This window comes from Bradyrhizobium sp. P5_C11_2 (genome assembly GCF_054049755.1).
The window spans coordinates 1-12007 of the sequence record NZ_JBFULT010000202.1; the positions used below are offsets into that span (position 1 = coordinate 1).

The 12007-nt window shown below is 66.9% G+C and carries 10 protein-coding genes and 1 pseudogene; 6 read left to right on the forward strand and 5 right to left on the reverse strand.

Annotated elements, in window-relative coordinates; all coding sequences use genetic code 11:
- The 3 genes from ACXJL8_RS19650 to ACXJL8_RS19660 all read right to left on the reverse strand — a co-directional run.
- Positions 1–622: RNA polymerase sigma factor (locus ACXJL8_RS19650; RefSeq protein WP_456685433.1), on the reverse strand; the 622-nt coding region annotated here is incomplete at its 3' end.
- A 94-nt stretch (positions 623–716) separates the two neighbouring features.
- The gene (locus tag ACXJL8_RS19655; RefSeq protein WP_456622966.1) at positions 717–1577 is read right to left on the reverse strand and encodes a sulfurtransferase; all 861 of its coding nucleotides are present in this window, start codon (positions 1575–1577) and stop codon (positions 717–719) included.
- A gap of 207 nt (positions 1578–1784) precedes the next feature.
- Positions 1785–3119, reverse strand: coding sequence for a dihydroorotase (locus ACXJL8_RS19660; protein ID WP_456622967.1), 1335 nt, complete (start codon positions 3117–3119; stop codon positions 1785–1787).
- A gap of 101 nt (positions 3120–3220) precedes the next feature.
- On the opposite strand from ACXJL8_RS19660, the gene ygfZ reads away from it, so the two are divergent.
- The 6 genes from ygfZ (at position 3221) to ACXJL8_RS19690 (ending at position 9817) form a co-directional block, all read left to right on the forward strand.
- Positions 3221–4102, forward strand: coding sequence for a CAF17-like 4Fe-4S cluster assembly/insertion protein YgfZ (ygfZ, locus tag ACXJL8_RS19665; protein WP_456622968.1), 882 nt, complete (start codon positions 3221–3223; stop codon positions 4100–4102).
- Positions 4099–4725 (forward strand): DNA-3-methyladenine glycosylase I, encoded by a 627-nt coding sequence (locus ACXJL8_RS19670; protein ID WP_456622969.1) that lies wholly within the window; start codon positions 4099–4101, stop codon positions 4723–4725. Before ygfZ ends, ACXJL8_RS19670 begins: the two co-directional genes overlap by 4 nt.
- On the forward strand, positions 4722–5339 hold the full coding sequence (locus ACXJL8_RS19675; RefSeq protein ID WP_456622970.1) for a YfbR-like 5'-deoxynucleotidase: 618 nt from the start codon (positions 4722–4724) through the stop codon (positions 5337–5339). The genes ACXJL8_RS19670 and ACXJL8_RS19675 overlap by 4 nt, the downstream gene beginning before the upstream one ends.
- 124 nt (positions 5340–5463) lie before the next feature.
- Positions 5464–5970 carry a tyrosine phosphatase family protein gene (locus tag ACXJL8_RS19680; protein WP_456622971.1) on the forward strand — a complete coding sequence of 169 codons (507 nt, stop codon included), beginning with the start codon at positions 5464–5466 and terminating at the stop codon, positions 5968–5970.
- 124 nt (positions 5971–6094) lie between these two features.
- Positions 6095–7063, forward strand: coding sequence for an NUDIX hydrolase (locus ACXJL8_RS19685; protein ID WP_456622972.1), 969 nt, complete (start codon positions 6095–6097; stop codon positions 7061–7063).
- A gap of 51 nt (positions 7064–7114) precedes the next feature.
- Complete coding sequence (locus tag ACXJL8_RS19690) at positions 7115–9817, forward strand: DUF2339 domain-containing protein (protein ID WP_456622973.1); 2703 nt, start codon at positions 7115–7117, stop codon at positions 9815–9817.
- Positions 9818–9820: 3 nt separating this feature from the next.
- Here the strand turns inward: ACXJL8_RS19690 and ACXJL8_RS19695 are convergent, their stop codons facing one another.
- On the reverse strand, positions 9821–11509 hold the full coding sequence (locus ACXJL8_RS19695) for a methyl-accepting chemotaxis protein (RefSeq protein ID WP_456622974.1): 1689 nt from the start codon (positions 11507–11509) through the stop codon (positions 9821–9823).
- 279 nt (positions 11510–11788) lie between these two features.
- Positions 11789–12007 (reverse strand): annotated as a pseudogene (locus ACXJL8_RS19700) (methyl-accepting chemotaxis protein); the annotation flags it as partial.

The window sequence follows — 12007 nt, forward strand, 5'->3', positions numbered from 1 at the left end:
CCACCGGACCGATCTCCTTCTCGACATTCTCGCGCAGCATGGTGCGGGCGCGGTGCAGCCGCGTCTTCACGGTCTCGGGCTTGACGCCGAGCAGATCGGCGGTCTCCTCGATGTTCATCCCCTCCATGACGCGTGCGACGAAGACCATGCGGAAGACATCCGGCAGCTCGTCGATGGCGCGTTCGACGACGCGCTGGATTTCACGTTGGGCCATGGTCCTTTCCGGGTCGCCTGCGGGAGAAACGGGAAACTTGATGATCTGCGCGTCGAGCACCTCTTCCGGCAGCGCGCCGATCTCGACATGCGGCATGCGGCTTCGCGCCCGGCCGAGCGCCTCGTTGATGGCGATGCGCGACAGCCAGGTCGACAGCCCGGACTCGCCCCTGAAGCCGTCGAGATGGGTGAAGGCACGGACATAAGTTTCCTGCACCACGTCCTCGGCCTCGCTGTCACTGCGCAGAATTCCCCGCGCAAGGCGATAGAGCCGGCGGTTATTGGCCTGCATGATCTCGCGGAGCGCGGCCTCGTCCCGGCGCCGCGCACGGTCGATCAGCTCGGCTTCCGATGCCCTGATTTCCGGGGTCTTTGCGCCGGCGGACAGGCCGGCGGCGGTCCGTTGCATGGCGGTCACCTGTCTCCGTTGGTTCCGGACATTGGATGCAGGCGGGCACAAAAGGTTCCCAACTTTCTTACCTCCCTTGGAGGGGTAGAAGGTCTTAATCCGTCTCGATCGGCAGCGCCGGATCCCTGGCCCATTCGCCCATGGACGCATCGTACAGCGTCAGCTTGTTGTAGCCGAGCTGCGTCAGCAGCAGGTCGATCGTCGCCGAGATGCCGCCGCCGCAATAGCAGATCACGGTCTTGTCGCGCGTGATGCCTTGGGCGGAGAACTTCGCTTCGGCATCCGCAAGCGAGGTCAGGGTCTTGTCGGCATTGGTCAGCGTTGCGGCTGGAACGTTGACGCTGCCGGGAATGCGGCCGGGCCGGCCGTAGCGGCTCGGCTCGAGGCCGCGATGAAATTGCGGCCCGAGCGCATTGACGATGACCGTTGCTGGATCGCCGATCCGTGCCGTGACAGCGGTCTTGTCGACGAAGAAGCCTGCGCGTGACGCGGCCTTGAAGGTCGTCGTGGGATAGCCCTTCGGAGCGCCGGTCTCGACCGGCCGCCCCTCGGCCTTCCATTTGTCGAATCCGCCATCGAGCACCTGCGCATCGACGCCGAGCGAGCGCAACATCCACCAGAACCGCGTCGCCCACATCAGCGTGCCGATGCTGTAGAGCACGATGGTCTTGGATGCGTCGGTGCCGTGGCGGCCGAAGGCGGCCTCTAGCTGGGCGACACCAGGCATCATGAAGAGCGGGCTTGCGGAGGTGTCGGAGAACTCGCCTTGCAGGTCGAGGAAATCGGCGCCGGGAATGTGGCCTGCCGCGAACGTCTTGTCGCCGGGGACTGCGCGATAGGGCACGTCGCTCCCGGGTGGAACAGGTTCGTTGTAGGTCGTGCAGTCGTAGAGGCGCAGATTGGGATCGCCGAGCAAAGCGGCGAGTTGGTCGGTGGCGATGAGGGGTTGGGTCATCGAATGCTCTCCCATGCTTCCTCGATGTCGTCCCGGCGAAGGCCGGGACCCATACCGCGTGATCTATCGGTGAACGTAGGTATCCGTACCGACGGGAAGGACTGGTAACCACCAGTCTTCGCCAAACGTCTCCCTGTGGTTATGGGTCCCGGCCTTCGCCGGGACGACACCGAGTGTGCAGCACAATCGTGCCACTTACCTGAACCCCTACGCCCTCAACGTCTCCAGAAACCGCACCGGCTCGCCCTGCGACGGCGTCACTAGTTCGCCCTGCCACATCACGCGACGGCCGCGGATGAAGGTGCCGACGGGCCACCCCTGGACGCGGACACCGTCATAGGGGGTCCAACCGGCTTTCGAGGCGACCCATTTGTTGGTGATGGTCTCGCTGCGCTTGAGGTCGACGATGGTGAAGTCGGCGTCGTAGCCGGCGGCGATGCGGCCCTTGCAGGCCATGTTGTAGAGGCGCGCGGGGCCGGCGCTGGTGAGATCGACGAAACGCGCCAGCGACAGGCGGCCGGCGTTGACGTGGTCGAGCATGAGCGGCACCAGCGTCTGCACGCCGGTCATGCCCGAGGGCGAGGCCGGATAGGTCTTCTGCTTTTCTTCCAGCGTGTGCGGGGCGTGGTCGGAGCCGAGCACGTCGATGATGCCCTGCTCGATGCCGCGCCAGATGCCGGCGCGGTGATCCGCCCCGCGCACCGGCGGGTTCATCTGCGCCAGCGTGCCGAGCCGTTCGTAGCATTCGGGCGCGGCCAGCGTGAGGTGATGCGGCGTCGCCTCGCAGGAGGCGACGTCCTTGTGGTCGCGCAGGAACTCGATCTCTTCCTTGGTCGAGATGTGCAGCACATGAATGCGCTTGCCGGTCTCATGCGCGAGCTTCACCAGCCGCTGCGTCGCCATCAGCGCCGCGGTCTCGTCGCGCCAGACCGGATGCGAGCGCGGATCGCCCTCGATGCGGAGCGATTTGCGGTCGTTGAGGCGATACTCGTCCTCGGCGTGGAACGCGGCGCGGCGGCGGATCACCTGGAAGATGCGGCGCAGGCTTTCGTCGTCCTCCACCAGCAGTGCGCCGGTGGACGAGCCGATGAACACCTTGACGCCGGCACAGCCGGGCGCGCGTTCCAGCACGGGCAGGTCCTGCACGTTCTCGCGGGTGCCGCCGATGAAGAAAGCGAAATCGCAATGCATGCGGTGATGGGCGCGCTTCACCTTGTCGGTGAAGGTCGCCTCAGTCACCGTGAGCGGTGAGGTGTTCGGCATCTCGAACACGGCGGTGACGCCGCCCATCACGGCGCTGCGCGAGCCGGTCTCGAGGTCTTCCTTCTGCTCCAGCCCGGGCTCGCGGAAATGCACCTGCGTGTCCATCACGCCGGGCAGGATATGCAGGCCCTTGCAGTCGATCGTCTCGGCGGCGGAGGCTTGCGACAGCGCGCCGATCTCGGCAATGCGGCCACCCGCGATACCAATGTCGCGGACAGCCTCGCCGTCCTGGTTGACCACGGTGCCGCCCTTGAGGATGATTTCGAAACGCTGGGTCATGGCTGAAGGCCCCTCTCATCCCCAAGCGCAGGGCTCGAGGTCTTGTCGTTTATGCGTTGCGGGCTTACGTTCCGGAGCAACATGTCGCAAGAGATTTTCGCATGAAATCAGCGTTTCTTCCCGACCGGGGCGTGGTCAAGGTCGCGGGCGAGGATGCGCGCAACTTCCTCAACGGCCTCATCACCACCGACCTCGACAGGCTCAAGCCGGGCCTGGGGCGATTCGGCGCGCTGCTGACGCCGCAGGGCAAGATCGTCGTCGATTTCCTGGTCACGGAGGTGCCCGAAGGCCATGGCGGCGGGTTCCTGATCGACTGCCCGAAAGCGCTGGCCGATGGCCTCGCCACCAAGCTGAAATTCTACAAGCTCCGCGCCAAGGTCACGGTGGAAAATCTCTCCGACGATCTCGGCGTGCTTGCGGCCTGGGACGGGCAGATCGCGGCCCAGCCGGACCTGGCCTTCGCCGACCCACGCAATGAGCAGCTCGGCTACCGCATCCTGATCCCCGAAGATCTCAAGCAGAAGCTGTCCGATCTCATCGGCGCCGAACTCGTCGACGCCGCCGAATACGAGGCCCACCGAATCGCGCTCGGCGTGCCGCGCGGCGGGCTCGATTTCATGTACAGCGATGCGTTCCCGCACGAGACCAACATGGACCGTCTTGCCGGCGTCGACTTCGACAAGGGCTGTTATGTCGGCCAGGAGGTCGTCTCGCGCATGCAACATCGCGGCACCGCGCGCACCCGCAGCGTGAAGGTTTTGCTCGATGACCTCTCGCCGGAGCTCGGCGTCAGCATTCTCGCCGGCGACAAGCCGGTCGGCACCATGGGCTCGTCGGCGCTAGGCAAGGGCATCGCGCTGGTGCGCATCGACCGCGTCGCCGACGCGCTCGATGCCGGCCAGCCACTCACCGCCGGGGGACTTGCCTTGACGCTGGCTGAACCCGAAGTCGTCCGTATTCCCCTGAAGCAGCCCACCGCATGAGCCGCGCCCCTCGCCTGCATCCCGACGGCCTGACACGTTGCCCCTGGCCCGGCGAAGATCCGCTCTATGTCGCCTACCACGACACCGAATGGGGCGTGCCGGAATATGACGACCGCGCGCTCTATGAGAAACTGATCCTCGACGGCTTCCAGGCCGGCCTCTCCTGGATCACGATCCTGCGCAAGCGTGACAATTTCCGCAAAGCCTTCGACGACTTCCAGCCGGAGAAGATCGCGCGCTATACGCCCAAGAAGGTCCATGCGCTGATGAACGACGCCGGCATCGTGCGCAACCGCGCCAAGATCGACGGCACGATCCTCAGCGCAAAATCCTATCTGGATATCATGGAGAAGGGCCCGGGCTTCTCGAAGCTATTGTGGGACTTCATGGGCGGCCGGCCCAAGGTCAACCATTTCAAGACCACCGCGAGCGTACCGGCCTCGACGCCGCTGTCGGTGCAGATCTCCAAGGAACTGTCGTCGCGCGGCTTCAAGTTCGTCGGCCCCACCATCGTCTATGCCTTCATGCAAGCGACCGGCATGGTCAACGACCATCTCGTCGACTGCCATTGTCACGCGAGCTGCAGCAAGACGCAGCGCAAGCCGCGCCTCAAAGTCAAATGACGGCGAAGAAGACCGCCGCGCGCGACGTACCGTCCCGCGCCTGGCAGCGCATGCTGTCGGGCCGGCGGCTCGATCTGCTCGATCCCTCCCCGCTCGATATCGAGATCGCCGACATCGCGCATGGGCTTGCGCGGGTGGCGCGCTGGAACGGGCAGACCACAGGCGCGCACATCTTCTCGGTCGCGCAGCACACGCTGCTGGTGGAGACCGTGATGCGGCACGAGACGCCGCGGGTCGATCAGCGCGTGCGGCTTGCAGCCCTGTTGCACGACGCGCCTGAATACGTGATCGGCGACATGATCTCGCCGTTCAAGGCCGTGCTCGATGGTCATTACAAGGCGGTCGAGAAGCGGCTACTCGGCGCCATCCACATCCGCTTCGGCCTGCCGCCGGTGCTGCCGGACGAGGTCACGCAAGCCATCAAGGCCGCCGACCGCGGCGCGGCTTACCTCGAGGCGACCGAGCTCGCTGGCTTCAGCGACGCCGAGGCCAAGCGCCTGTTCGGCCGCGATCCCGGCCTCTCCGACAGCGTCCGGCGCGACTATCTCACGCCCTGGACGGCGGCGCGGGCGGAGAAGCAGTTCCTCGAACGTTTCAGCGCGGTGTTTGCTTAGGCCTGTAGGGTGGGCAAAGCGCAGCGTGCCCACCAATTCGAGCAAGGTGCGGGATGGTGGGCACGGCGCTTAGCGCCTTTGCCCACCCTACAGGCACTCGCTATAATCGACGAAAAGGTCCGCCATGATCCACGTCTGTTCCCTCGCAGCCCTTCCCGAAACCGTCCGCCTCACCGGGGCCAGCCATGTGCTGACCGTGATGGCCAATGTCGATCAGGTGGTGCGGCCGGTCTCGGTGCTGCCGGCCAACCATCTCAAGGTGTCGATGGACGACATCACCGAGGAGATGGACGGCTTCACCGCACCATCCGAGGCCCATATCGACCAGGTGCTGAATTTCGTGCGCGGCTGGGACCGCAGCGCGCCGCTGGTGGTGCACTGCTATGCCGGCATCAGCCGCTCCACCGCGAGCGCGTTCGCGACCGTCTGCGCGCTCAATCCGCATCGCGACGAGATCGAGATTGCGAAAAAGATCCGCGCGGCTTCGCCGATCGCCTCGCCGAACCGGCGCATCGTGAGCCTCGCCGACCGCGCGCTGGGGCGCAACGGCCGCATGCTGCGCGCGCTCGACGAGATGGGCCCGGGCGCCATGATGGTGGAAGGCCGCCCCTTCGTGATCGAGCTCGAATGACGGCTGCGCACCACAATGAAGGTGCGCGACCTCTCCCGCAAGCGGGAGAGGTGCAGCGAGCCACCAGAGAGACCGTCTCAACCAAACGGCATATCTTTCTCACAACCCCAACGACATCAGCCGCATGAGCGACAAGCTCCTCACGCCGATCGAGATCGGCCTGACCGCCGCGATCGCCGCGATCGAGGATCATGAGCCGCTGATCCTCACCGCGCGCGGCAGTGACGGGCTTGCCGGCCTGCCGTTCGGTCCGTTCGATGCGCCGAGCCACCGCACCTTCGAGATCGGCCTGCGCGCCTGGGTCGAGGCGCAGGCGGGCCTGAGGCTCGGCTATGTCGAGCAGCTCTACACGTTCGGCGATCGCGGCCGTCATGCGGAGGCCGGCGATACCGGCGCGCATATGGTGTCGATCGGCTATCTCGCGCTCACGCGCGCCATCGATGGCGAGCTCGCCGCGACGGGCGCGAGCTTCGAACCCTGGTATCGCTTCTTTCCCTGGGAGGACTGGCGCGAGGCGCCGCCCGCGATCATCGCCCGCGACATTATCCCGGAGTTGACCAGATGGGCCGAGGAGGAGCCGCCGGAGACCACGCGCGCGCTGCCGCGCAGGGATCGCGTGCGGTTCTATTTCGGCCTCGACGGCGTCCCCTGGGACGAGGAGCGCGTGCTCGACCGCTACGAGCTCCTGTACGAGGCCGGCCTGATCGAGGAGGCGCGGCGGGATGGCCGCCCTGCGGCATTAACGCGCAAGACCCTTCCTGCGCTCGGCACCTCGATGCGGTTCGACCATCGCCGGATCCTCGCCACCGCAATCGCGCGGTTGCGCGCAAAACTGAAGTATCGCCCTGTCGTCTTTGAACTTTTGCCCGCCGAGTTCACACTTACCGAACTGCAGTACACGGTGGAGGCCATCTCCGGCCGGCAACTGCACAAGCAGAATTTCCGCCGCCTGGTCGAAACGGAAGCCCTGGTCGAACCGACCGGGGTGATGTCGACACAGACCGGCGGACGGCCGGCAGCGCTCTATCGCTTCCGCCGCGACGTGCTCCAGGAGCGGCCGGCCCCCGGCTTGCGCGTTCGCTCCCGGCGCTAGATTCTAGGATTTGCGTAACCGGCCCCTGCCCGCCGGTTGCCTGGAGGCTTCATGTTCGACGGTCCGTTTGACTTCTTTGCGCTGATCATTGCGATCATCGCCTTCCTGATCGCGGTCAAGGCCTCCAGCCAGGCGGCCGAGCTGCGCCGCCGGCTGGCCTCGCTCGAAGAGATGTTTTACGCGCAGCGGCGCGTGCAGCCGCCACCGCTGATGCCCGCGCAGGTGCGGGCTGAAGCGCCCGCAACAACCGCCGCCGAACCGCCGCCGCTCGCGCCCGAAGTCGAGCAAGCGCCGCCGCCGCCCGTCACCGAAGAGGTTTCGCCGCCGCCGCTCGAAGCGAGCGCGGAGGCCGTCGCGCCGCCTCGCGTGCCGGCCGCAGAGCCCGGCTTCGAGGAGCGTCTCGGTACCCGCTGGGTGGTGTGGATCGGCGGCCTTGCGCTCGCGCTCGGCGGCTTCTTCATGGTGCGCTATTCGATCGAGGCCGGCCTCGTCGGCCCCGGCGTGCGCGTGTTTCTCGGCGGCCTGTTCGCAGCCGCGCTGTTAGGTGCTGGCGAGTGGTCGCGGCGCAAGGAGAGCATCTCCAACATCGCGGCGCTGCCGATCGCCAACATCCCCGCGATCCTCACCGCGGCTGGAACGGCGGTGGCGTTTGCCACCATCTACGCCGCCTACGCGCTCTACGGCTTCCTCGTTCCCGCCACCGCCTTCGTGCTGCTCGGCATCGTTGCGATGGGCACGCTCGCCGCAGCGCTCCTGCATGGGCCCGCGCTCGCCGGCCTTGGCGTGGTCGGCGCGTTCGTGACGCCGATCCTCGTCTCCAGCGGCAAGCCCGACTACTGGGCGCTCTACGTCTATCTCGCGATCGTCACCGCTGCGAGCTTTGGCCTCGCCCGCATCCGGCTGTGGCGCTGGCTCGCGGTGACCACCATCGTCTTCGCCGTGCTCTGGATCTTCCCGGGTCTCGATACCGGCGACTTGCAGGTCGCGCCGCACGCCTTCCATGCCATCGCGGGCTTCGTGCTCGCAGCCCTCCTCGTCGTCTGCGGCTTCATGTTCGGCCCTGCGATCGGGGACGGCGAGATCGAGCCAGTCTCGTCGAGCTCGCTTGGCGCCTATCTGTTCGGCGCAATGCTGATCGTGCTGTCGAGCGCGCATGCGGACCTCGCGCTGATCGCCTTCACGCTTCTGGTCGGTGCGACGCTGTTCGTCGCCTGGCGCGCGCCGGCCGCAACGGGCGCGCTGGGCGCGGCCGCAGCGACCGTCTTCATCGTGTTCGCCGAATGGGCCGTGAGCGCCAATCCGGACATGCTGGTGCTGCCGGGCGGCCCCATGCCCGGCGTCGGGCCGGTCGCGACCGACAGCGCGGTGACGCTGCATTTGGTGATGGCAGTGATCTTTGCCGCCGGCTTCGGCATCGCGGGCTTTTTCGCGCAGGGCCGGTCGAGCTCGGCGATCATCCCGGTGGTGTGGTCGGCGGCAGCCGTTGCCACACCGATCGCGATCCTCGTTGCGCTCTACGCGCGCATCGCCCATCTCGATCGCTCGATCCCGTTCGCGATCCTCGCGGTACTGCTTGCTGCGGCCTCTGGCGCTGCGACCGAAGCCCTCTCGCGCCGCGAAGATCGGCCGGGGCTAGCGACCTCCATCGCACTGTTCGCAACCGGCACGCTCGGCGCGCTGGCGCTGGCACTGACCTTCGCGCTGGAAAAGGGCTGGCTCACCATTGCGCTGGCGCTGATGTCGCTCGGCACCGCCTGGATCTCGTTGCAGCGCCCGATCCCGGTGCTGCGCCGGCTCGCCGCCATCTTCGCAGCGATCGTCACCGCCCGCATCGGCTATGATCCGCGCATCGTCGGCGACGCCGTCGGCACCACGCCGATCTTCAACTGGCTGTTGTGGGGCTACGGCCTGCCTGCGGCGTCATTCTGGGGCGCGAGCATCTTCCTGCGCCGCCGCGGCGACGATGCGCCGTTGCGCATCGTGGAGGCCGCCGCGATCCTGTTCACCGCGCTGCTCGCCTTCATGGAAATCCGCCACATCGCGACCGGCGGCCGCATGACCTCGCCGCCGTCGCTGCTCGAATTCGCGCTCCAGGTCTGCGTGACGCTGGCGATGGCGATCGGACTCGAGCGGCTGCGGTTGAGGAGCCGTAGCGTCGTGCACAATGTCGGCGCGGTCATCCTGACCGCGATCGCCGGCCTCATCAGCGTGTTCGGCCTGCTGATCCTGGAGAACCCGTTGCTGTGGACCAGGACCGATGTCGGCGGCCTCGTGTTCAACCTGCTGCTGCTCGGCTACGCGCTGCCCGCGGTGCTGATGCTGCTGCTGTCCTACGCGGTGGTCGGCGAACGCGGCCGGACCTATGCCAACACCATCGCCGGCGGCGCGCTGGTGTTCGCGCTCGCCTACGTCACGCTGGAGATCCGCCGCTTCTATCACGGCCCGATCCTGTTGGACGGCGAGACCACCGGCGCCGAGCAATACACCTATTCGATCGGCTGGCTCGCCTTCGGCGTGACGCTGCTCGGCATCGGCATTCTCGTCAACTCCGAGCGCGCGCGGCTCGCGTCCGCCGCCGTGATCGCGCTGACGATCCTGAAAGCCTTCGTCATCGACATGTCGACGCTGACGGGCGTCTACCGCGCGCTGTCCTTCATGTGCCTCGGCATCGTGCTGGTCGCGATCGGCTGGCTCTACCAGCGCATCCTGTTCCGGCGGCAGGCACCGCCGCCGGCTCCGCAGGCAAGCACGTAATGGTCAGGCCGCGCGGACCGATTCCAGGAACTGCGCGACCTCGACCTTGAGACGGGTGCTGTCGGTCGCCAGCGACTTCGCCGCCGACAGCACCTGGGTCGAGGCCGAGCCGGTCTCGATCGCGCCGCGCTGCACGTCGGTGATGTTCGACGAGACCTCCTGCGTGCCGAGCGAGGCCTGCTGCACGTTGCGCGAGATCTCCTGCGTCGCCGCGCCCTGCTCCTCGACGGCGGCGGCGATGGCTGCGGACACCTCGGACAGCCGCTCGATGGTGCCGCCAATCTCCTGGATCGCGCTGACGGATTCCCCGGTCGCAGACTGGATTCCCGAAACCTGCGCCCCGATCTCGCCGGTCGCCTTCGCGGTCTGCTCGGCCAGCGCCTTCACTTCGGAGGCGACCACGGCGAAGCCACGGCCGGCTTCACCCGCGCGCGCCGCTTCGATGGTCGCGTTCAGCGCCAGCAGATTGGTCTGCCCCGCGATGGTGTTGATGAGCTCGACGACGTCGCCGATCCGCGCGGCCGCCAGCGACAGCTCGTTGACGCGCGCGTTGGTCCGCGCCGCCTGCTCGACGGCTTCCGCGGCCATCCGCGCCGAATCTTGCACGCGCCGGCTGATCTCGGTGATCGAGGACGACAGCTCTTCCGAGGCGGACGCCACGGCCTGGACGTTGGTGGAGGCTTCCTCGGACGCAGCCGCGACGACGGTCGCGAGTTCCTGCCCGCGCTGCGCGGTGCTGGTCAACGTGGCCGCGGAGGCCTCGAGCTCGGTCGAGGCCGACGACACTGTCCCGACGACCTCGCCGATCATGGCCTCGAACTTGCGGGTGATGGCGTCGACACGGCGGCCGCGCTCGATCTTGACCTCGGCATCGCGTGCCGCCGCCTCGTCGGCGGCCTTCTTGGCGATCAGCGCCTCCTTGAAGATCTGGAGTGCGTCCGCCATCGAGCCGATCTCGGTCTTCTCGCCACGATGCGGCACTTCGGCCGTGAGGTCGCCCTCGCCGAGCGACTGCATCGGACGGATGATCGAGGCAATACCACGCGACACGTCGCGCACGAGATAATAGGCGGCGGCGATCGCGATCACGACCGACAGCACGATGATGCCGACCAGCACGCGGAAGATCATGGCGTAGCTGTCGGCCGCCTGCTTGGTCTCCAGCTCGGCGCCGCGGTTGTTGAGCTCGATGCCCTTCTGGAGCAACGGGTCGGCCGCCTGGGCCATCTTCGCGACCTTGGTCTGCAACAGCTCGTTGGCCTCGGCCGGGAAACGGCCGACGCTCTTGCGCGACAGCGCCATCACCTCCTGCACGCCGTTCAGGTACTCGGCCCACGCCCTGGTCCACTGCTCGTAGAGCGAGCGCTCTTCGGCGGCGGTGATCAGCGGTTCGTAGACCTTGCGGGTCTTCTCGATGCGCTCACGCAGCGAGGCGAGGCGCTTCTCGGCGGCGTCCTTGCCCTCGGCGGTGTCCTGCATCAGGTGCAGGCGGAGCGCGACGCGCAGCTCGTTGATGTCGGCGCGAAGCGAGCCCAGCGCGCGCACGCTCGGCAACCAGCTCTCCGCGATCTCAACGGTATGGGCATTGATGTTCTGCATCGTGCCGATCGCCGTCACGCCGACGCCGGCAAGCGAGAGCACGAGGACCGTCAGCACGGTCAGAAGCTTGAAGACGATCGACAACTTCGACATCACACCAAATCCCGCTGATAGCCGGCAACGCACAAATCACCCGCGCCGCGATCGCCACGACGGCGGCGAGACGGAGGTCAGTTCAACAATGCTGGCTGATTCTTGTCTGGAGAGATTGCGCACATAGTTGCAAACAGGCGTTAACAGGAAGCTACGTAAAACTACGGGCGCGGCCGTGGCCGTCGTTATTGTCTGCAACCATCTGGTGCAGCCGAACCGATATCGCGTGCTGCGACGCAGGCGCGCTTGACGCATTGCAGCATTCGAACGCAACCGCAGTCACGCCGCCCGCACCGAGTCCAGGAAGCGAGCGACCTCGCTCTTCAGCCGGTTGCTCTCCTGCGACAGCGACTGCGCGGCCGAATGCACCTGCGCCGACGCGGCTCCGGTCTCGCCGGCGCCACGCTGCACATCGCCGATATTCGCCGAGACYTCCGAAGTCCCGTGGGCGGCGTGCTGAATGTTGCGGGAGATCTCCTGGGTGGCGGCGCCCTGCTC